This window comes from Amycolatopsis sp. NPDC034160 (assembly GCF_055575355.1).
The window spans coordinates 79,250-100,495 of sequence record NZ_JBVISU010000001.1 but is presented as its reverse complement, the minus strand read 5'-3'; the positions used below and the strand labels follow the sequence as shown (position 1 = coordinate 100,495).

General features: G+C 68.1%; 17 protein-coding genes and 1 tRNA gene. 9 read left to right on the top strand and 9 right to left on the bottom strand.

The genetic code is table 11. From position 1 onward, the window contains the following. Positions 1–2: 2 nt before the first annotated feature. Positions 3–602 carry a bacterial proteasome activator family protein gene (locus tag ACZ54P_RS00505; protein ID WP_465459437.1) on the bottom strand — a complete coding sequence of 200 codons (600 nt, stop codon included), beginning with the start codon at positions 600–602 and terminating at the stop codon, positions 3–5. A 134-nt stretch (positions 603–736) separates the two neighbouring features. Between ACZ54P_RS00505 and ACZ54P_RS00500 the strand changes: the two genes are divergently transcribed. Beyond that, complete coding sequence (locus ACZ54P_RS00500) at positions 737–1,936, top strand: cysteine desulfurase-like protein (RefSeq protein ID WP_465459436.1); 1,200 nt, start codon at positions 737–739, stop codon at positions 1,934–1,936. Here ACZ54P_RS00500 and ACZ54P_RS00495 read toward each other — a convergent pair. Beyond that, positions 1,933–2,910 carry an NAD(P)H-quinone oxidoreductase gene (locus ACZ54P_RS00495; protein ID WP_465459435.1) on the bottom strand — a complete coding sequence of 326 codons (978 nt, stop codon included), beginning with the start codon at positions 2,908–2,910 and terminating at the stop codon, positions 1,933–1,935. The genes ACZ54P_RS00500 and ACZ54P_RS00495 overlap by 4 nt on opposite strands. A gap of 80 nt (positions 2,911–2,990) precedes the next feature. Here ACZ54P_RS00495 and ACZ54P_RS00490 point away from each other — a divergent pair, with 80 nt between their 5' ends. Beyond that, positions 2,991–4,538 (top strand): M28 family metallopeptidase, encoded by a 1,548-nt coding sequence (locus ACZ54P_RS00490; protein WP_465459434.1) that lies wholly within the window; start codon positions 2,991–2,993, stop codon positions 4,536–4,538. 86 nt (positions 4,539–4,624) lie between these two features. On the opposite strand, the gene ypfJ is transcribed toward ACZ54P_RS00490, so the two are convergent. Then, positions 4,625–5,548, bottom strand: coding sequence for a KPN_02809 family neutral zinc metallopeptidase (gene ypfJ / locus ACZ54P_RS00485; protein ID WP_465459433.1), 924 nt, complete (start codon positions 5,546–5,548; stop codon positions 4,625–4,627). Between the two features lie 538 nt (positions 5,549–6,086). Between ypfJ and ACZ54P_RS00480 the strand changes: the two genes are divergently transcribed. Together ACZ54P_RS00480 and ACZ54P_RS00475 are read left to right on the top strand one after the other, a co-directional pair. Beyond that, positions 6,087–6,587 (top strand): MarR family winged helix-turn-helix transcriptional regulator, encoded by a 501-nt coding sequence (locus ACZ54P_RS00480; protein ID WP_465459432.1) that lies wholly within the window; start codon positions 6,087–6,089, stop codon positions 6,585–6,587. Between the two features lie 216 nt (positions 6,588–6,803). Next, positions 6,804–8,582, top strand: coding sequence for an RICIN domain-containing protein (locus tag ACZ54P_RS00475; RefSeq protein ID WP_465459431.1), 1,779 nt, complete (start codon positions 6,804–6,806; stop codon positions 8,580–8,582). A gap of 74 nt (positions 8,583–8,656) precedes the next feature. Here the strand turns inward: ACZ54P_RS00475 and ACZ54P_RS00470 are convergent. The 3 genes from ACZ54P_RS00470 to ACZ54P_RS00460 form a co-directional block, all read right to left on the bottom strand. Then, positions 8,657–8,745, bottom strand: a tRNA-Ser gene (locus tag ACZ54P_RS00470). Positions 8,746–8,788: 43 nt separating this feature from the next. Next, positions 8,789–9,148, bottom strand: coding sequence for a DUF4190 domain-containing protein (locus ACZ54P_RS00465; protein ID WP_465459430.1), 360 nt, complete (start codon positions 9,146–9,148; stop codon positions 8,789–8,791). Positions 9,149–9,176: 28 nt separating this feature from the next. Further along, positions 9,177–9,464, bottom strand: coding sequence for a DUF2277 domain-containing protein (locus ACZ54P_RS00460; protein WP_465459429.1), 288 nt, complete (start codon positions 9,462–9,464; stop codon positions 9,177–9,179). A gap of 113 nt (positions 9,465–9,577) precedes the next feature. On the opposite strand from ACZ54P_RS00460, the gene ACZ54P_RS00455 reads away from it, so the two are divergent. Continuing rightward, positions 9,578–10,522, top strand: a complete 945-nt coding sequence (locus ACZ54P_RS00455) for an Ldh family oxidoreductase (protein WP_465459428.1) — start codon at positions 9,578–9,580, stop codon at positions 10,520–10,522. A gap of 4 nt (positions 10,523–10,526) precedes the next feature. Here ACZ54P_RS00455 and ACZ54P_RS00450 read toward each other — a convergent pair whose 3' ends face one another. Then, on the bottom strand, positions 10,527–10,745 hold the full coding sequence (locus ACZ54P_RS00450) for an RNA-binding S4 domain-containing protein (protein WP_378343770.1): 219 nt from the start codon (positions 10,743–10,745) through the stop codon (positions 10,527–10,529). Between the two features lie 7 nt (positions 10,746–10,752). After that, entirely contained in the window at positions 10,753–11,514 is a 762-nt protein-coding gene (locus ACZ54P_RS00445; RefSeq protein WP_465459427.1) for a trypsin-like serine peptidase, read from the bottom strand. A 151-nt stretch (positions 11,515–11,665) separates the two neighbouring features. Between ACZ54P_RS00445 and ACZ54P_RS00440 the strand changes: the two genes are divergently transcribed. The 4 genes from ACZ54P_RS00440 (at position 11,666) to ACZ54P_RS00425 (ending at position 16,167) form a co-directional block, all read left to right on the top strand. Then, a complete protein-coding gene (locus ACZ54P_RS00440) occupies positions 11,666–12,502 on the top strand; it encodes an SDR family NAD(P)-dependent oxidoreductase (protein ID WP_465459426.1) in 837 nt (278 codons plus the stop codon). A 107-nt stretch (positions 12,503–12,609) separates the two neighbouring features. Continuing rightward, a complete protein-coding gene (locus ACZ54P_RS00435) occupies positions 12,610–13,290 on the top strand; it encodes a hypothetical protein (RefSeq protein WP_465459425.1) in 681 nt (226 codons plus the stop codon). A 184-nt stretch (positions 13,291–13,474) separates the two neighbouring features. Next, positions 13,475–14,737: an MFS transporter gene (locus tag ACZ54P_RS00430; protein ID WP_465459424.1), complete on the top strand. Its 1,263-nt coding sequence runs from the start codon at positions 13,475–13,477 to the stop codon at positions 14,735–14,737. Between the two features lie 287 nt (positions 14,738–15,024). Next, positions 15,025–16,167, top strand: a complete 1,143-nt coding sequence (locus ACZ54P_RS00425) for a GGDEF domain-containing protein (RefSeq protein ID WP_465460191.1) — start codon at positions 15,025–15,027, stop codon at positions 16,165–16,167. 88 nt (positions 16,168–16,255) lie between these two features. On the opposite strand, the gene ACZ54P_RS00420 is transcribed toward ACZ54P_RS00425, so the two are convergent. After that, positions 16,256–21,220, bottom strand: a complete 4,965-nt coding sequence (locus ACZ54P_RS00420) for an RHS repeat-associated core domain-containing protein (RefSeq protein ID WP_465459423.1) — start codon at positions 21,218–21,220, stop codon at positions 16,256–16,258. Positions 21,221–21,246 lie beyond the last annotated feature (26 nt).

The following is a 21,246-nucleotide window of genomic DNA, read 5'->3' as shown; positions in this document are numbered from 1 at the left end:
CCTCAGAGGTACTGACCCGGCCCGTGTGACTCGCCGGGACCGGGTCCGCCCAGGGCGCCGCCGGCGGAAGGCCCGGCCGGGAGCCCGCGGCGCATCTGCTCCAGCTGCACCCGCGCGGCCATCTGCTGCGCGAACAGCGCGGTCTGAATGCCGCTGAACAGCCCTTCCAGCCAGCCGACCAGCTGAGCCTGCGCGATCCGCAGTTCGGCGTCCGACGGCGTCGAATCCTCGGTGAAGGGCCGGACCAGCCGCTCCAGCTCGTCCTGCAGCTCCGGTGCCAGAGCCTGCTCCAGCTCGCGGATCGAGGTCTGGTGGATCTCGCGCACCCGCGTGCGGCTGGCGTCGTCCAGCGGTGCGGCGCGGACCTCCTCCAGCAGCTGCTTGATCATCGTGCCGATCCGCATCACCTTGGCGGGTTCTTCGATGAGGTCGCCGACCGACTCCTCGCCACCGCCCTCGCCCTGCTCTCCGGAGGAGGCGAGGCGCGCGGTGCCGACCGGAGTGCCGTCGGGACCGACGACCACCACGTGGGGTGAGGAGTCTCCGCCGCTGTCACCGGGGGAGTTCGATTCGCGGGAAACTGGGTCGGTCATGTGCTCCATCCTGGCTTACGTCGGGCACAAAGCGCAGCGCGGTTTTCGGCGTCGTCTCCGAGCGTAGCGGGAATCGTCGCACCCCGTGGTCGGGCACCCAACCCCGGGTAAAACGCCAAACCGCACGTCCGTACGGTGTCCCCATGGCGTTCGACGTCGCTCGTATCCGTGGGTTGTTTCCCGCGCTGGGTGACGGCTGGATTCACTTCGACGGCGCCGCCGGAATGCTCGTGCCTGAACAGGTCGCTTCGGCCGTATCCACGGCCATGCGCGCTCCGGTGTCCGGACCGGGCGGAGCGTTTCCGGCCTCCCAGCGCGCGGAAAGCATTGTCACGGCCGCTCGCCGGGCGGTCGCCGACCTCGTCGGCGCCGACCCGGCCGGAGTCGTGCTCGGGCCCAACGCGCCCGACCTCATCCGCCGTCTCGTCGACGCGATGGCCGACCGCTGGACGATCGGCGACGAGGTCGTCGTCTCCCGGCTCGACGAAGAGGCCAACCTCGCGCCGTGGCGCCGCGCCGCCAAACGCGTCGGCGCGGTCGTGCGCTGGGGCGAGATCGACATCGAGACCTGCGAGCTGCCCGCGTGGCAGTACGAAAACCTCGTCTCCGCGCGCACCAAGGTCGTCGCGGTCACCCTGGCGTCCGGTTCGGTCGGCACCCGGCCCGACGTCCCGACGGTGATCGAGTTCGCCAAGCGTGTCGGTGCGCTGGTCGTCGTCGACGCGACGTACGCGGCGCCGTTCGTGCCGCTGGACCTCAACGCGCTCGGCGCCGACGTGATGGTGGTTTCGGCGCAGGCCTGGGGCGGGCCGTCGGTGGGGGCACTGGTCTTCCGCGACCCCGAACTGCTCGAACGACTGCCGTCGGTCTCGCTCGACCCGGCCGCGCGCGGCCCGGCCAGGATGGAGCTCGGGCCGCACGCGTATCCGTTGCTGGCGGGCTTGATCGCGTCGATCGACTATCTGGCCGGTCTGGACGACGCCGCGATGGGCTCGCGGCGCGAGCGGCTGGTGACGTCGCTGGGGTCGGCGAAGTCGTACCACGCGGGACTTCTGGCGCAGCTGTCCACGGAGCTGCGTTCGCTGCGGCACGTCATGGTCATCGGCGACGCCATGCGCCGGATCCCCGCGCTGGCGTTCGCCGTCGCGGGCAAGAAGGCGCCCGAGGTCGCGGAGTACCTGGCGTCCCAAGGGCTCTGCGCGTTCGCCGACGACGGCACCAGCGGCGTCTTCGGCTCGCTGGGCGCCGCCGAAGTCGGCGGCGCCGTGCGGATCGGCCTCGCGCACTACTCGAACGTCTTCGAGGTCAATCAGCTCGTCCGGGTGCTGGAAGAGATCCGCTAACTCTTGGCGGCGAGCAGAACCTTGCCGAATACCGTGCCGTCTTCGAGCGCGCGGTGCGCGGACGCCGCTTCGGCCATCGGGAGGACCTGTCCGACGATCGGCTTCACCGAACCCTGCTCCACCAGCGGCCACAACCGTTCGCGGACGTCGGCGACGATCGCCGCCTTCTGCGCCAACGGCCGCGCCCGCAGGCCCGCGCCGTACAGGCTGCAACGTTTGCCCAGCAGCTTGCCGATGTCGAGCTCGCCCTTGACCCCGCCCTGCATGCCGATGATCACCAGCCTGCCGTCCATGGTCAGCGCGTCGACGTTGCGGTCGAGGTACTTCGCGCCCATGTTGTCGAGGATGACGTTCGCGCCGCCGGTCTCGGCGCGCAAGACCTCGACGAAGTCCTGCTCCTTGTAGTTGATCGCGATGTCGGCGCCGAGCTGACGGCAGCTCTCCAGCCGCTCCTCCGACCCGGCGGTCACGGCGACCGTCGCGCCGAGCGCCTTGGCGACCTGGATCGCGTGCGTGCCGATCCCGCCGGCGCCACCGTGGACGAGCAAGACCTCGCCCTCGGACAACCGGGCGTGCATCACCACGTTCGCCCAAACCGTGCACGCGACTTCGGGCAGCCCGGCGGCCGCGAGCAATTCGACTTCGGCGGGAAGCGGAAGCAGTTGTCCGGCCGGGACGGCGACCTTTTGCCCATAGCCGCCACCGGCGAGCAAAGCACAAACCTCGTCCCCGATTCGCCATCCTTCGACGCCTTCGCCGATTTCGGCGATCGTGCCCGAACATTCGAGGCCGAGAATTTCGCTGGCACCCGGCGGGGGAGGGTAGTGACCCTGGCGTTGCAGCAGGTCAGCCCGGTTGACCGCGCTCGCGGCGACGTCGATGACCACTTCGCCTTCACCCGCGGTGGGATCAGGCACTTCGGTCCATTCGAGAACGTCGGGATCCCCGGGCTCACGGATGGTGATCGCATACATACAAACGACCCTATCCCGGTGTCGTAAAGTCCGCCGAACGTCGGTTGACCTGTGGCACAAACCACATGAAAGTGACGCCCATGTCATATTCGCGAAGAAGCATTGTTCCCTCGATCGTGGTGATGGCCACCACCGCGCTCACGGTCGGGATGGCTCCCGCTGCGACCGCCGCCACGGGGATCGACGGACCCGCGCTGGCCAAGCAGCTCGTCACGAAGGTCGACGTGAACAACGTCAACCGGCACCTGATCGCGTTGCAGCGGATCTCGGACGCGACCGGCGGCCGCCGCGCGGCCAGCACCGAGGGCCACAAGCGGTCCGCGGAGTACGTCGCCACGAAGCTGGAGCAGGCCGGGTACACCGTCACCCGGCAGGAATTCCCCTTCACCTACGCGGAAACCCTCGCGGAGAAGCTGACGGTCGCGGGCGCCGACGTCCCGGTCATCATCATGTCCTACAGCCCGTCCACGCCCGCCGGTGGCATCACCGCCCCGCTCGCGGTGGTCCCGGTCGACGACACCAGCGGCTGCGAGGCGGCAGACTACGCCGGCGGGGTGACCGGCAAGATCGCGCTGATCCAGCGCGGCGGTTGCTCCTTCGCGCAGAAGCAGGCGACAGCCGCCGAGGCGGGCGCCGTCGGCGCGATCGTCTACAACAACGTTCCCGGTCCGGTCAACGGCACCCTGGGCGACCCGGCCGCGGGCAAGATCCCGACCGGTGGCATCACCCAGGCCGACGGTCAGGCGCTCGCCTCCAAGAACGGCGCCTCGGTCACCCTCGACCTGCGTGCCCTCCAGGAGGCGCGGACCAGCTACAACGTCATCGCCGAGACCAAGACCGGTCGCAAGGACAACGTCGTGATGCTCGGCGCCCACCTCGACAGCGTCACCGAGGGCCCCGGCATCAACGACAACGGCACCGGCTCCGCCGCGCTGCTGGAAACCGCGCTCCAGCTGGGCAGCAAGCCCAAGGCCAACAACGCCGTCCGCTTCGGCTGGTGGAGCGCCGAGGAGTTCGGGCTGGTCGGCTCGACGCACTACGTCAACTCGCTGAGCTTCGAGCAGCAGCTCGACATCGCGCTCTACCTGAACTACGACATGATCGGCTCGCCGAACGCGGCGTACTTCGCCTACGACGGTGACGACTCCGACGGTGTCGGAGCGGGCGCGGGCCCGTACGGCTCCGCGCAGCTCGAAAAGACCCTGGTGGACTACCTTGAGAAGGGCAAGGGCGTCCCGGTCGAGGGCACGGACTTCACCGGTCGTTCGGACTACGGCGAGTTCATCGCCGTCGGCATCCCGGCGGGCGGCCTGTTCACCGGCGCCGAAGGCGTGAAGACCGCGGCTCAGGCGGCGAAGTGGGGCGGTAGCGCCAACGTGCCTTACGACAAGTGCTACCACCAGGCCTGCGACAACCTCGGCAACGTCGACCGCGTCGCGCTGGAGCGCAACTCCGACGCCGTCGCCTGGGCGCTGGGCGTGTACGCGACCAGCACCGAGAACATCAACGGTGTCCCGGCGGGCAAGGCCGCGAAGGCGACCGCCGTTCGCGCGGCCGAGCGGTCCGCGCAGCGGAGCATGACGGCTTCCGTCCACGCTGACGACCACCATGGTGTGGTCGCCGCGTAGTAGCTCTCTCAAGTGCAAATGAAGGGGCCTTTCATCGCAAAATTCGCGATGAAAGGCCCCTTCATTGCGTCTCCGAAGCGCGAAACTCAGCCCAGGCTGTTGGTCGCGAAGGTGTCGCACCGCGCCGGCTCGCCGGTCTGGAAGCCGGTGGTGAACCACTTCTTCCGCTGCGCCGACGTGCCGTGGCTGAACTGCGACTCGTCGACCCGGCCGCCGCCGAGTTTGGACTGGATGTAGTCGTCACCGATGCGCGAAGCCGTGTCCAGCGCGGAATTGACGTCTTCCTGGGTGATCTCGCTGATCAGCGGCCGCCCGGTTTCGGTCGGCGTGGTCGTGGCGTGGTTCGCCCAGACACCGGCGTAGCAGTCGGCCTGCAATTCGAGCCGCACCGATCCCGACGTCGGCCCGCTTCCGGTGCCCTTCTTGGAAACGCCGGTCAGATTTTGGACGTGGTGGCCGTACTCGTGTGCCAGCACGTACGCCTCCGCGAACGGCCCGCCCTGCGCGCCGAACTTGGTGCGGAGCTCGTTGAAGAACCCGAGGTCGATGTAGACCTCCGAGTCGCCGGGGCAGTAGAACGGTCCGACGTCCGAAGTCGCGTTGCCGCAGTCCGTGTTCACGCCGCCGTTGAAGAAGTTCGTGACGGCCTTGCGGTAGGTCGAACCGGACCGCTGGAACTCGCTTCCCCAGTAGTCCTGGATCGAGTTGATGATGGCGACGATCGCGCAGTCGTGGTTCCGGTTCGCGTCCGCGCCGGTCTTGCATTCCTGCGACAGCGTCGTGTTGTCCACCTGCTGCCCGGAACCCACGTCGCCAAGACCGCCGAGCCCACCCGAGGACGGGTCGAGGCTCACGCCGCCGAACTGGGAGATGAGGAAGTAGATGACGAGGCCGACCACGCCGAGCCCGCCGCCGCCGAGCGCCACCCGGCCGCCGACACCGCCACCGCCACCGCCCCGCATGTCCTCGACTTCGGAAGTGTCCAGGCCCGCGCCTTCGTCGAATCGCACGAGGAAAGCGTAACCGGAGTAGCCCGGATATGCCTGGGTGCGGCCACTTCGCCATGGCCGCACCCAGTACTACCGATGTTGTCTTGCTCTGATCGTCGGTCGGCCGCGATCACCGGGCCGGCGTCCGGCACTGCCGAGGCGGTCGAAGAGGCCGCAACCCGAAACAGGCACGAGTGACGCCGAATGCGCGAGAATTGTCGAGCGCATCTCCAGATGCCCGCGCTCGTCGCTGTTCACAGTCGCGACCGACCCGGATCTTTGCCGTTCCGGTCGCGGGACACAGCAGGCGGTCAACCGCGAGAATCACCCGCCATACCACCACCTGAACCTTTCCCGGCTGGGAGCAGGTCCGGCGCCCTTCCTACGGTGCGCCCGGTACTTGCCCGACCATCCGCTGACAAGAAGAATGCGCCTTTTCTCGCCGAGTCTCAACCTTTTCGTAACCCTCCTTCGGGCGAATGTCCCGTCGGATTTTTCAGGGACCGAAAAGTGACCGGTGGGTCTGCGCCTCGTTCGATCAACGATCTACTCTGCGTGGATGGCGGTGGAGCAGAAGAATGTGCGGTGGCTGAACGAGTCCGAGATGGTCGCGTGGCGCTCGTACATCGTCGCCACCATGCGGCTGCGACAGCGCCTGCACCGCGAACTCGCCGAGCGTCACGACGTCACGCTCGCCGACTACGAGGTCCTCGTCTGCCTTTCGCTCCAGCCCGACGATCGGATGCGGATGTCGGAACTGGCGAGCGTGCTCGGCTCGACCAAGAGCAGGCTTTCGCACCAAATGGTCCGGCTGGAGGCCGAGGGGATCATCCGCCGCACCCGCGACCCGGCGGACAAACGCGGGGTCGTCGCGGAGCTGACCGAACGCGGCAGGGAACTGCTCCAGGGCGCGGCACCGACGCACGTCGAAGGGGTCCGGGAGCACCTGATCGACCTGCTGAGCCCGGAAGAGCAACAGGTGCTGGGGCAGGTCTTCGGACGGGTGCTGGATCACCTGTCGGAGATCGACGGTCTTCCGCGCTTACCGCCGGTCACCTGACCACGGTGCTCGACGAACCGCCCGGTCTTCTCGAGCCTGAGGCGAATGGGTGATTTCATCCGACCTCAAAAAGGATCGCGGGTGAACATCAGTCGAATGATGTGCCGGTCAGCGGTAAAAATCGGCCAGCTGATCTTCGCGTCTGGTGCGCTATACATCCGATCTCTAGGCTTCTTATCGCGAGAAAGTGTGAGTCCATCGCGAAAGGAAGAGCCCTTGTCCAAGGCGAAACGGCGATACGCCGGCCTGCTGGTGACCGTCGGCCTCATCTGTGGCTTGTTCGTGGGGGAAACGGCCGGGGCCGCCCCCACCGGCGACTTCGCCGCCAAGGACCACAGCAGACCCCTGCCACCCGGAGCGGCCCCGGTGGCCCCGCTCGCTCCCGCCGTCGCTCAGGCGCAGATCGCCGCCAACCCGGTGATCTGCGAGGGTGACGGGGTCTCCGGCAAGCGCGTCGAGCTGGTCTACGTCCGGGAGGCCGGTCAGCCCGACCGGTACGCGGCCGTCGTGCCGTCCCTGCGTGCCTACGCGTCCGGGATCGACGACGCGTTCAACGACAGCGCAGCGGTGACGGGCGGCAGCAGGCATCTCCGTTACGTGACGACCGCCGGCGCGGGCTGCGAGGTCGCCGTCGGCAGCCTCGTGGTCCCCGACGGCACGTACAGATCCGGCGCGATCCGCGAACGGGCCATCGAAGCGGGCTTCCACCACGCCGATCGCGACTACATGCTGTTCTCCGACAATCCCCTCACCTGCGCCGGCACCTGGGGCGACAACGACGACCAGCCCGGCCCCGCCAACGCGTTCAACAACGGCAGGCACTACACGGAGATCGCCGTCCCCTGCTGGGGTGTCAACGCCGCCGCCCACGAACTGGGCCACATGCTCGGCGCGGTACTCCCGGGCGCCCCGCACTACCAGGGCGGCGGGCACTGCTCCCAGGAATGGGACCTGATGTGTTACGGCGACACCCAGTCCTTCGACTGCACGCAGCGCGATTTCGATCGGCTGCTGGACTGCGGCAACGACGACTACTTCAGCACCGCCCCCACCCCCGGCAGCTGGCTCGCCACCCACTGGAACGTCGCCAACAGCGCCTTCCTGATCAAGAAGGACAGCCCCGACAACGACGACGGGCATGCTCAGGGCGGAAAGACCTACGTCATCACCGGCAGCAGCGGCAACGCCATCGACGTCGTCGGTTCGTCGACGGGCGGTCTCGTCAAGCTCAGTCAGCGGGCCCGGAACGACTCACTGAGCCAGAAGTGGATCCTGGGATACGACACCGGTCTCCAGGTCGTCAACGCCAACAGCCAGCTGTGCGCCGACAGCGCCCAGAGCGGGACGGCACCCGGCACGCAGATCCTCCAGTACAACTGCAACGGCCAGAACGGCATGCGGTGGGCGGTCCAGCCGCTCGGCAACGGCCGCGTGGCGATCTTCAACTACCTGACCGGCTACGCGATCACCGACGGCGGCGCGTATCCGGCCCCGCTGGTCCAGCAGCCCTACACCGGGGCGGCCAACCAGCAATGGACGCTCAACCCCGTCGCCGACCCGGGTCCGAAGGCGGGCAAGAAGTACTACCTCTCCGTCGCCACCAACGGCAACAGCGCGGCCGTGGTCGACGGCTCGACGTCGGCCGGGGCGAAGATCACCAACGTGGCCAGGCAGAACGACAACGGCCAGAAGTGGAAGCTCACCGACGCGGGTGGCGGTTACTGGAAGATCGTCAACGAGCGGAGTGGTCAGTGCCTGCGGCCGGTCTCCGGCAGTACCGCGGAAGGCGCGCACCTCGAACAAACGCACTGCGGTTCGTCCGGCGATCAGCAGTGGAAGCTGCTCCGGAGCGCCGACATGCGCTACGGACTGGTGAACCGGGCGAGCAAGCTGGCGGTGCGGCAGGTCGACGACGGCACGGCTTCGCTCCTGGAGCAGCGGCCCTTCGTGGGTGGCCGTAGCGACGAGACCGTCTGGGCTCTCGTGCCCGCGTGATCCGGTGCCGGAAGGCGAAGCTCCCCCGGTCCGCGGGCCTGGGAGCTTCGCTTTTCGGAACCGGCTTTCAAGACTGGCGGTAGCGGTGGGATTCGAACCCACGGAGGACAGAGCCCTCGCATGTTTTCAAGACATGTTCCTTCGGCCGCTCGGACACGCTACCGCCGTCGAGGATATCCGACGGCTTGCGCCCGGACCTTTCGGATCTAGTCGAAGTCCCAGTCGGTCGAGATTCCGATGATGACGACCAGCAGCGCGAGACCGACGATGATCGCGACGCCGATGTAGCCGATGATGATCGCCGCGAGCGCCATCCCCTGTCCGCCCGCTTCACCGCGTTTGGCCTTGGAGTGCGCGACATGCCCCATGATGACGCCGATCAGCGACGGCAGCCCGCTGCAGACGACCAGGCTGGCGATCGACACGACCAGCGCCGCGATCGCCAGGCCTTGTTCCTGCGGCGGCATCGGCGGGCCGTATCCGTAACCCGGCTGTTGGTACGGCTGTCCGTAAGGCTGCTGCCCAGAGGGCTGCTGCTGGCCGTAGGGATCCTGCGGATATGTCACCGACACACCGTAACCGCCCCAGCGCGGTTCAGGAGGCCGGACTCTTCGCGGCTTTGGCGGCGATGCGTGCCTGAACCTCCGGACGGCGCAACGGTGGCACCGTCGGCGGCGGCTGACGGCGCGCGGGCAGTTCGGAGAGCAGCCGTTCGGTGATCCGGGTGACCTCGGCGACGGCGGCCTCGAACGGGTCGCGCGTGGCGTCCGAGAGGCTCTGCACCCCGGTCACCTTGCGTACGTATTGGCGGGCGGCGGCCTCGATCTCTTCCGGCGTCGCCGCCGGCTCCAGGCCTCGAAGCGTGGTGATGTTCCGGCACATGCCCCGATCGTACGTCCGGCCACCGACGCTTCCGGGCGCTTCGATCACACAGTCGGTTAGAAGCTGCCCCGGTTCGTTGACGCCGAAAAACGCGTTTGGGCACTCTCGGCGGAGTGCCCCTCAGATCCCGCTCGCTACGCCGTGCCCCCGTCGAGCCGACCCCCGAACCGGCCGAACCCTCATCGATACCCGAACAGGTCTGGCAGCGCGTCCCGATCGACGCACTGATCGACCTGGTCACCGAGATCTTCACCGCGCACGATCTGCCGTGGTCGCGTGCCCGCATGGCCGCCGAGGCGGTGTGCCACGGCGATCTCACCGGCACCCCGGAGACCGGGGTCGCCGAGCTGACCCGGCTGCATCTGCCGATGCTGGTCAACGGCATGGTGCGGCCGAGGGCCGAACCGCTGATGATCGCCGACCGCGGCGCCGCCGCCCTGATCGACTATCGCCGCGCGCCCGGACTGTGGGCCGTCGGCGACGCGATGGACCGGGCGGTGACCCGGGCGGGCCGGTACGGCGTCGGGCTCATGTCGGTCCGCGGCGTCGGACCGTTCGGCCGCGCCGGGCATCATGCCGCGAGGGCGTTGCCGCACACCATGATCGGTCTCGTCATGGCGGCGGGCGGGGAACGCGGGACGGCCGCGAATCCGCTCGGCATGGCCGCCCCCGCCGGCGCGTATCCCGAATTCGTCCTCGATCTGGACACGCTGACGGACGTCGACAGCGCCGCCATCGCCGGATTCGCTCTGCTGGTCGAGATCTTCGCCGGGGTGCTGTCCGGCGTCGGCGATCACGACCACGACACCGGCCTGATGGTGATGGCCATCGCGCCGACGACGCTGCGCAGCGCCGACGGTTTCTACAAGGCCGCGAGCGCGTTGTTCGGGAGCCTGCTCGGCTGGGAGGGCGGGACGCCGGTCCGCTATCCCGGCTGGCGGGAGGCGCAGTACCTCGAACAGTGTCAGGCGCTGGGTGTCCCGCTGAACGAGCCGGTGCACCGCGAACTGGAGGAACTCGCCAGAGCGTTGCGCCTGCCGCCGTTGCAGGGCCGCTAGACCCCTAGGTCAGGACGACGCGGCCGCCTTCGCCGCCGACCTCCACGACGTCGCCGTTCGTCAGCTGCCGACCGCGCCGGACCTCCACCTCGCCGTTGACCGTGACCTCTTCGGCGTCGAGGAGGTCTTTGGCGTGTGAACCGTCTTCGGCGAGGTTGGCCAGTTTGAGGAACTGGCCGAGGCGGATCGGCTCGCCGGTGATCGGGACGTCGTGGATGCTCATGGGGAGATCATCCCCGTGCGTCCATCTTCCGGTACAAGGTGGCGACGTCGGTGTCGAAGTAGCTGCTGTAGGACGTGTCCGGATCGTCCCCGCCGTAGAGGTAACCGCCGATCACCCCGACTACCGTGCCGAGTTCGGTCGTCGGGTCGGGGTTCACCACCCACGGGCCGCCGCTGGTGCCGGTCGTGAAGCCGGGGCAGTCGACGCGCATCTGGTAGGTGTCGGCCTGGCCGCTGGTGCCGTGGCAGACGATCGGCGCTTCCCGCTCGTCGGGATAGCCGGTCAGGGTGATCGTGTGGGCGAATCCGCCGCTCGCCAGCAGGGTGTTGGCGCCGGTGACGCTTTCGAGGGTTTTCGGGTTGCCGGCCTGATGCGCGGTCGCGAACCCGACATCGAGGTCCGGATCGGACGAGTCGGCCCAGCCGTCGGGAACCTGCGGGTCCGAGACCTCCCAATAACCGTAAGGCGCGACGCCGTCGTGATAGCCGGGCGCGAACGAGATCCCCGTCGCGTATTCGCCGCCTTCGCCGTCGTGGAGGCAATGAGCCGCGGTGAGCAGGAGATCGCCAGGGCCGCTGTGGACGACGCTGGCCGTGCAGAAGTGGGAGCCGTCGAGGAAGAGCGCGCCGATCGCCGGGTTGTACCGAGGCGAGGCGGGGGTGACTTCCACCGGCGCGGCGGTGTCGTCGGCCGCGGGGCCACCGGGGTCCGACGCGGCGGAGCAAGCGGTCAAAACGACACAGAGCACGACCAACAGGGCGCGGCGCATCGCCTTCCTTCCGCTCGTCCACGGCTGTCTTGGCTACAGATCACCATAAGCGGCCCGCTGACACAGCCCGAATCGATCAACGCACAGCAAGCTCACAGCCGTAGTATGTGTTACTTCCGGTAACGGTCGAGCTGGATGGGATGGAGCGGGCATGAAGTCGTTCACGGACAAGGTCGCGGTGATCACGGGCGCGGGCTCGGGGATCGGCAGGGCGCTCGCGATCGAACTGGCGGGGCGCGGGGCGAGGCTGGCGCTTTCCGACGTCGACGCCCTCCGCGCGGCCGAAACCGTCGCGCTCTGTGCGTCCGCCGCCGGAAAGGCGGACGCGAAAGCCTACGAACTGGACGTCGCGGACCGTGACGCCGTTCTCGCCCACGCCGAGGAGGTCGCGGCCGATTTCGGGGGCGCCAACCTCGTGGTGAACAACGCCGGGGTCGCGCTCGGCGCGACGGTCGAGGAAATGACCTGGCAAGACTACGACTGGCTGATGGGGATCAATCTCGGTGGCGTGGTCAACGGCACGAAGGCTTTTCTGCCGCAGGTGATCGCTTCGGGCGACGGGCACATCGTGAATCTTTCGAGTGTGTTCGGCTTCATCGGCGTGCCTACGCAGAGTGCCTACAACGCGGCGAAATTCGCGGTGCGCGGGTTCACCGAGGCGCTGCGGCAGGAAATGCTGATCGCCCGGCATCCGGTCGCGGTCAGCTGCGTGCATCCCGGCGGCATCAAGACGAATATCGCCCGCGACGCGCGCGGCGGGGCCGAGCAGGATCTCGACAAAGCCGCGGAGGGATTCGAAAAGATCGCGAGGACGACGCCGGAACGGGCCGCGCAGACCATCGTGCGTGGTATCGAACGGGGGACGCCGCGCATCCTGATCGGCGCGGACGCCTATGTCATCGACGCGATTCCCCGCGTGCTCGGGTCTTTTTACCAGCGGCCATTGGCACTTCTGGGCCGGTTGGGGATGCGGAGGGTGCAGAAATGAGCAACCTCTGAACGGAGTAACCCTCCGTGGTCCGGACGGCCCGGCATAACTCGATCGGGGTGCATTACTTACGGCGGCGTCGGAAATGCACCACAATGCTCACGTTCGTGATTCCCCTTCCGGAGGTCCCCATGCCGCGCGCCGCCCAGCGCCGTCCGTCGGCCGATGCCGCTTCCAGCGCGGCCGTCGAGACAGTCGAATTGCTGGACCGGACCGGGATCATCGCGGCGAGCCTGCCGAAACGGCGGCGCAGCCCGGAGAACGAGCGCGAGCCGGAGCCGCTGCCGATCCGGCCGCCGGTCTGTGAACCGGTCGTCGACAAGGATCTGCGGCCCAAGGCCGTCGTCATCCACCGTCGGGCCAGGTCGTGGTTGGTCGGCGGGGCCGGGGTGGCGCTGCTCGCGATCGGCTGGGTCGCCGGTATGACGACCCTCGCGTCGCCGGTCGACGACGCCCTGTCCGAGCAGCCGTTGCCCACCGTCGCGACTCAGCAGGCCGCGCCACAGCCGCCCGTCGCGCAGCCCGCGCCGCAGCCCGCTCCGGTGACCGTCTATGTCCCGGTCACCGTGAAGCAGCAAGTGCCCGCGACGACGAAGAAGAAGGACGCCAAGGAACAGGTCGTCGCCTTGCCGCCTGCCCGGACGAAGGCGCCGGAGCAGCCCCGCGCCGACACCGGGTCGTCGGACAAGGCCGCGGAAGACTTGCGGAACATGATGGATCCCACCGTGGCGAGCTCGCTGGCGGTGCGCATGGCGCAGGGGATGATGACCTACAGCTCCGGTCGCTGAGATCTCTTTCGGTCCAGATGGTCGTGAGTGGCGTTTCGGGTTCTAACCCGAAACGCCACTCACGACCAACCTGCGCGTCCGGCGTAAATCGAGCCTCCACAAGGGACACTGACCGTTGTCGTGGGCCGGATGGATGCTGACACAGCGGAATTGATCGACTACCGTGAGCCAAGGGGAGGGGCTCATGGAAGAGGGGGATTCCGCACGGGGCACCGCGTTCAAGGCCGCTTTCGCGGTGGGCGAGTTCCGTGCGCTGTGGGCGGCCGAGGCGCTTTCGCAGGCCGGTGACCAGCTGGCGAGGGTCGCGTTGTCGGTGCTGGTCTGGGAAAGGACGGCGTCGGCGGGGCTGACCGGGCTCACCTACGGCCTGACGTATCTGCCGACGCTGATCGGCGGCACCCTGTTCGCCGGGCTGGCCGATCGGTATTCGCGACGGACGGTGATGATCGTCTGCGATCTGCTGCGGGCGGCGATCGCCGCGCTGATGGCCGTACCCGGGACGCCGCTGCTCGTGCTGGCCGGGCTGCTGGTGATCCTGACGATGGCAGGCGGACCGTTCCGGGCGGCGCAGCTCGCGTTGCTCCCGGACGTCCTCGAAGGCGAACGGTACGTCGCCGGGCTCGCGGTGCGCACGATCACCATCCAAACGGCACAGCTGGCGGGTTTCGGTGGTGGCGGACTGGTGATCGGGCTCGTGACGCCCTACTGGGGACTGGTGATCGACGCGGTGACCTTTGTGGTCTCGGCGCTGCTCGTGTCCACAGGGGTCCGTCGCCGGACACCGGCCGTCACGGAATCCTCGGTGAAAAGCCGGGTAGGGCGGGCATTCAGTGGTGAGGGTGCCCGGGAACTGTGGCGGGGCAAGGGAATCCGGGTGCTGTTCGGGTTGAAGATGCTCGCCGGGTTCGCCATCGCGCCGGAAGGGCTCGCTGCGCCGCTCGCCGGTGAACTCGGGGCCGGGAGTTTCGCGGTCGGTCTCATTCTCGCCGCCGATCCGGTGGGTTCGGTAATAGGATCGTGGATCTTCACGAAATGGGTTCCGGCGCGGCGGAAAACGCGTATCGTCGGTATTCTCGCCATTGCATCCGTTGTTCCATTGCTCTTTCTTTTCTTTCGTCCTCCGCTGCTGGTTTGTCTCGCCATGATCGGGCTGAGCGGGGCCTGCGCGGCGCCGTACCACCTGCAGGCCGTCGCGTTGATGGCCCGCGCGGTCCCGGATGGTGTCCGGGCGCAGGTGATGGGCCTGACCTCGACGAGTTTGGTGACGGTGCAAGGGATCGGGATCATGCTGGCGGGCGGGCTGGCCCAGTTGACCGGCCCGTTCGTGGCCGTCGGGGTGGCCGCGGCGGTCGCCGTCGCCTCGGCGGGTCCGATGGCGATGGCGTGGAAACGTGCCATCGCCACCGGGTCCGATGTATGGCTCCCGGCCGGGAGCCGAACGGGTTGATTCGATGGGATCAGTCCTCGCGACCGTTCATGATGGTCCTCCCTCCCACTGCTCCATCTGTGTGTTCCGGAATTGACTCAAGCCACCCTCAGTACCACCTCGGATACATTGAAATGCGTACGGAAGGGGGACCGGTGACGATGATTATGGGGGATGCGGAACTCGCCGGAGAAGGGGCCGGTACACGTCTGAGAGCCTGGGTCGGACACTGGGAATTATGGTCCGGACCACGCGGCGTACCCGCGATTTTTCTTGTCGTGGAAGGACTCGCGGCGGCGGTCGCGGTCATGGCCCTACTCCGGTCGAACTACGAAGTTACGGAATTCGTCCGATTCGGAACACTGCTCGGCCTCGCTTTCGTCCAGGCCGAGCTTTCCCGTTCGGTGGAACGGTTGCGTCGTACGCTCTGTGACCGGCCACACATCAACATGACTTCGGTGTGGACGTTCGCGGGGGTGCTCGTCCTCCCGTCTGGCCTCGCCGCCACCCTCGGCCTGCTCATCTACCTGCATCTTTGGCTCCGGGTGTGGCGGGGGATGAGCCACCGCCCGGCTTACCGTGTCGTGTACTGCGCGGCGGCGATCGTGCTCTCCTGCCTGGCTTCGGGAGTCATCGTCGCCGGCTGGAACGGCTTGCCGGTCGGGTTCACCGGATCGCTGCGGATCGTCGAGGCGGCGGCCGTGTTCACCGCCGCGAACGCGGTCATCGTGGCGCTTTCGGTCTATCTGCACACGGGTGGCCGTTCCCCGCGCTCCCTGTTCGGCACCGGTGACGACAACCTGCTGGAAGTCACCACCCTGGTGCTCGGGACCTCGACCGCGCTGGGCATCGTCCACGCGCCCGCGCTCGTCCCGTTCGTCCTGCTGCCGGTGCTGGTGCTGCATCGCAGCGTGCTGGTGCGGCAGCTCGAGATCGCGGCGAACATCGACGGCAAGACCGGGGTGCTCAACGCGCACGCGTGGCATCTGCTGAGCGAACGGGCGCTTTCGTCGGCGGCCAGGACGAAGAGCAAGCTCGGGGTGCTGATGCTCGACCTCGACCACTTCAAGCAGGTCAACGACGGCTACGGCCATCTCGCGGGCGACGACGTGCTCAAGGCCGTCGCGACGACGATCTCCGAGCACGTACGCGATTACGACTCCGTCGGGCGCTTCGGTGGCGAAGAGTTCGTCGTGCTGTTGCCCGGCGCGACGGAGACCGAGGTGATCCCCGTGGCCGAGCGGGTCCGGCAGGCGGTGATGGCGCTCGAAGTCGAGGTCGCGACGGCTTCGGGGCCTCGGATCGTGCGAGGACTTTCGGTGTCGATCGGCGTCGCGGTCTACCCGTCCGGTGGGACCGTCCTGGAGCGGCTGCTGCACGTCGCCGACACCGCGCTTTATCAGGCGAAGAACAGCGGCCGGAACCGCGTCGTCAGCTTCGCCGCGGCCTGAAGACCGCGCATCAAGACCTCGCGTTTAGTCCTCTGGATGCGGTAGTTGCACACGCAAGGACCGCATCCAGAGGACGAAACGCGGGACGTCAGTCCACGTCCATCGCGTTGGGGTCCTTCTTGCCGGTGTCGAGCGGGCCGAAGCCGCCGGCTTCGAGCTTCTCCCAGTCCTCCTTGGTCGGCTTCTTGTACGTCTCTTCGTGGATCCGGTCGACTTCTTGTTCGTAGGTCTCGCGGTTCTGCCGCTTCATCTCCTCGGGCCAGTCCCCGTCCCGGATGGTGTCCCGGGTCATGTGCAGTTCCTTGACGTCGTGGCTGCTCAGCGGCGGGGTGGTCGCGGTCGTGCCCGGGCCGGTCGAGTAGGTGAGGCCCTTACCGCTGGCGTGCGCGTCGTCGATCATCTTGTGGTACGAGTCGTCCGAGATCTTCCCGTCGAGGGTGTTGTCGGTGTTCTTGAACCCGTCGCGGAAGGCGTAGTCGAGCTGGTTGAGCTGGATCGCCGTGTTCGGGTCACCGCCCTCCAGCGCGTTGCGCTCGGAGTCGCGGTACTCCTGGCTGTTCTTGAAGCCGCTCGGGTTCTTCGAACCCTCCGTCAGGTCCTGGTCACCCTTGTTGCCGGTACCGATATGCGACGCGTGCGCGGGTTTGGCCTCCTGATAGGCCCAGGCGTGGTTCTCCAGATCCTTCTGGTCGTCACCCGAACCCCGCTTGCCGCCACTGCCGCGGCCGATCGCCTCGTAAGGGACCGGGTGCTCGGACTCGTGGGACTTCCCGGAGACCTTCTCCCGGCCGTCGTTCTTGAGTTCGTTGTCGTACTTCGTCGTGAGCCGGTTCTGCTCACGGGTCTTCGCGCCGTGCGTCCCGTCGAGGTAACTCTGCGGAGGACGCCGCGGCTTCTTCGGTCCCGGCGTCGGCTTCGGCTTGGTGACGCGGTTGCCCGAGGACTTCGTCTTGCCGCCACCACTACGGCCCGGTCCCTTGGGGCAGGGAGCCTTCTGCGGCCTCGTCGGGGCGAGTCCGAGCGGGTCGATCATGTCCGTCGGGTTGCCCACGTACGCCAGGGAGTCCGACGCCGGTTCGAGGCCGAGTGGGTCGTGCGAGAGGTACCGCCCGGTGTCCGGGTCGTAGTAGCGCTTGAAGTTGTAGTGCAGTCCGGTTTCCGGATCGTGGTACTGGCCGGGGAAGCGCAACGGCGTGTACGCCTGCCCCGGCGGGGAAAGCACCTTGCCCCACAACGACGTGTGCAGATGCCAGGCGACATTGCCCGCCTCGTCGAGCAGTTCGCTCGGCGAGCCGACGAGGTCGGTGACGATGGCGTGGAAACGGGCGTCGTGGCCGGACATCCGTTCGACCTGGGTGATCGGCCGTTCCGCGCCCGGTTCCCAGTCCCAGACGACGGCGGTGCCGCCGCGGATCTCCTCGGCGAGGTTCGTGCCGTCCCAGGTGAAGTCGATCTGTTCGAGGATCCGGCCCTGGGTGTCGAGATGCTGTTTGGCGATCCGCCGCCCGAGCGCGTCGTAGTGGTAAAGCCAGCGCTCACCGTCAGGGGTGACGACGCCGGTCAGCCGGTCGTCGGAGTTCCACTGGTACGTCCAGTCCCGGCCGAGTTTGCGGCGGGCGATCGTGCGGCCTTCGCTGTCGTGCAGGTACGACGTCGAACCGGCACCGGTCGTCAGGGTGCCCTGGTAGCGCCGCGGTCCGACGGCGGGATCCGCGCCGGGCCAGCCGGCCTGCGTGATCGCGCCCGCGAGGTTGTAGGCGTAGCTCTCCCGCCAGCCCTGCCCCTGGATGTCGACGACGCGGCCCGCGCGGTCGACCTGCAGCGATCGCGGTCCGGACAGCAGGTCCGCGATCGACGAGACGAGCCCGTCCCGCAGATAGCCGTACTCGCGGCGCTGCACGATTCCCCGGTCGTTCGAGACGATCTGCGAGGTCAGCCTGTCGGCGGCGCCCCAGTTCTGCCGCAGTTCCACCGACGTGCCGTCCAGCCGTCGCAGCACTTCACGGCCGGAAGGGTCGTATTCGAAGCGCAAGGTACGGCCGGCGGTCCGGAGCGCGATGGGGCGATTGGCGGCGTCGTAGGCGAAGAACGACTCGGCGCCCGACGGCGTACGCCGCGCGACGCGACGGCCGACGGCGTCGTATTCCGAGTGGACGGTCCGGCCGTTGAGGGATTCCGCGACGATCCGGCCCAGCGCGTCGTAGGTGATGGTGACTTCGGAATGCGCGTTGCGCGCCGAGGTCATCCGGTCGGCCGCGTCGTAGGTGAACGTGGCGACGTCGTCGCCTGCCCGGCGGCTGACGACCCGGCCGAGCGCGTCGCGTTCGATGGCGACCGTCTGGCCGAGACTGTTGGCGCGCAGCACCAGTTGCCCGGCCGCGTCGTAGCCGTAGCGAGTGGTGCGGCCGTTGAAGTCGGTCTCGCTGATCAGGTTCCCGGCGGGATCGTAGTCGTAGCGCCAGGAAAGGCCGTGTTCGTTGGTGACCGACACCAGGCGCAGCTCGGTGTCGTACACATAGGACAGCCGGTCGCCGTCCGGGCCGATCTCGGCGACGGGCAGGTCGAATTGCGAGTACTCGGTGCGCACCGCGAGTCCACGGGCGTCCACGGCTTCGTCGGTGTAGCCCTCGGTGGTGCGGTTCCAGCGCCAGACGGAGCCGTCGGGGTCGATCTGTTCGGCGATTTCCCCGAAGCCGTCCCACTTCGTCCGCGTGACCCCGCCGAGCTGGTCGGTGACCGAGGTGGTCTGGCCGAACTCGTCGTAGGTGTACCGCGTGACCCCGCCGAGCGGGTCCGTGACGGCGACCGGCAGACCGGCCGCGTTGGACTCGATCAGCGTGATCCCGCCGAGCGCGTCGGTCACGACCGCGACGTTGCCCGCTTCGTCGTAGCCGTAGGTGGTGGTGGCGCCGGTCGGATCCGTGGTGCGGACGAGCTTTCCGCGAGTGTCGTACTCGCGGCGCCAGACCGCGCCGTCCGGTCCGGTCATGCTGGTCCAGCGGTTCAGCGCGGAGTACTCCGCGAGCGCGCGGCCGCCGTCCGGCTGGATCACCGCGACGACGTTGCCCTCGTCGTCCATCTCCCACCGCGTCGTGCGGCCCAGCGCGTCGGTGCGGCTGAGCAACTTGCCGAAGCGGTCGAGTTCGTAGCGGGTGGTGTTGCCCAGCGGATCGGTCTCCGCGACGACGCGGTGCAGTTCGTCGAGCTGATAGCGGGTGACGTGCCCGAGCGAGTTCGTGACCGAGGTGAGCAGGTTCTCCCGGTCGTACTCGATGCCGACGTCGAGGACGCCGTCGGAGCCCTGCGCGCGTACGACGCGGCCTTCGGAGTCGAAGCCGTAGCGGTACCAACGGCCGTTGACGTCCTCCCAGCGCACGATCCGGCCCTCGGCGTCATAGGTGAACCGCAGGGGCGAACCGGCGGCGTCGACGATCTCGACCAGCCGTCGCCGCTCGTCGTACCGGTAGTTCTGCAGCGCGGTTTCCGCGCCGGGCAGCCGAAGCGCGGTGACGAGTCCGTCCTTCGACTCGATGAGCAGGCGGTAGCCCGCGGTGTGCACCAGTTCGCTGGGGACGCCGTTGTCGTCGTAGTGCAGGAAGATCCGGTGCCCGTCACCGTCGGCGATCGCGCGCAGCGGAAGGGTGTTCCCGGTGCCGGAGAAGAGCAGGACACCGTCCGGTGTGGACACGACGTATCCTCCGTCCACTTTGGACAGCGCGAGTCGCTGCCCGAAAGCCGGGTAGACGGGGGAGTCGGACACCGGGACCGGGTAGGTCAGCAGTGTCCCGTCGGCGAGCGCGAGATGCAGGCCGTCGTCTTCGACCTCGATCCGCTGGTCCACAGTGGACGCCCAGGACGAGCCGAAGAACCGGCCGTAGCCGTACGAAGAGAGATGTGTCCGCGACAATGTCAGCGGCAGGACTCCGGCGAACACGACGTCGTCCTGGGTCAGCATCATCGAACCGGTCGCGACGTCGATCGGGTCGCCGCAGTCGTTGCGGTTCTTGGGCGGGACGGCGTTCCCCGGATCGGTGTTCCCGTCCTTGATGCGCTTGTCCGGCGGCGGTGTCGGCCCGCCCCGATCCTTGGGCCGCGGGGGCGGCGAACCCGAGGGCGTGGTCGGCCCGTCCGTGGTCTCGTTCTTCGGTGGTGGCGGCGGATCCGACTTCGCCGGCGGCGGCGGATCGTTCTTCGGCGGCGGCGAGCCGGACGGTGTGGTGCCGTCACCGCCGCCCGGGCTGCTCTTGGGCGTGGTGCCTTCGTCCAGCTTGTTCGGCTTGGGCCCGGGCGCACCCTTGCCCGGCTGCAACTTCTTCAACGCCTTGGCCGCGTCGCCGAACAGGTCGTCCGCCCGCTTCAGCAGCGGCATCAGCGCCTGCAGCGCCTTGACCGTCTTCTTCGTCAGGTTCGCGATCTTGCTCGCGGTCTTCGCCACGGCGTTGACCACCTGCGGGACCACCCAGGTCAGCCCGATGCCCAGGGTGAACAGCACCTGCAACGCCCAGCTGATCATATGCCCGATCAGTTCGGCGATGATGTCGCGGACCAGCGCGCGTACGGCGGCGACGACCTCGCCCGCCGTCTTCACTCCGCTGGAAGCGCCTTCACAACCCTCCTTCGCCGCGTCCAGCAGCGTGACCGTGTCCTTGGCGCGGCCACGGTAGGCGTCGGCAGCGACCCCGGTCCAGCTCTGCAGATCGGCGGAGACCATCCCGGCCAGATCCGCGCCGACCGCGCCGAGTTCGGTCGCGATGTTCTTCCAGGTCTCGGCGTTCGCGGCGATCTCGTCGGCGTTGCCGGTGAGCGCGTCGAGCGCCTCCTTGAGCGGCCCGACGTGCTCCATCAGCCAGCCGACGCCGTTCGCGAGGATCGCACCGAAGGGATCCATCGCCATCGACAGCGCGTCGAGCGCGGTCCCGACCGCGCCCAGCGCGACCGAGGCCCAGTCGCCGCTTTCGATGGCCGACTTCAGCTCGAACGCCGATTCCAGCAGTGACGAGCCGGTGTACGCCTTCGTCGAGTCCTTGACCTCGGCGACCAGCGGGTTACCCACAACGACCTTCTTCGTGGTTCGGGAAA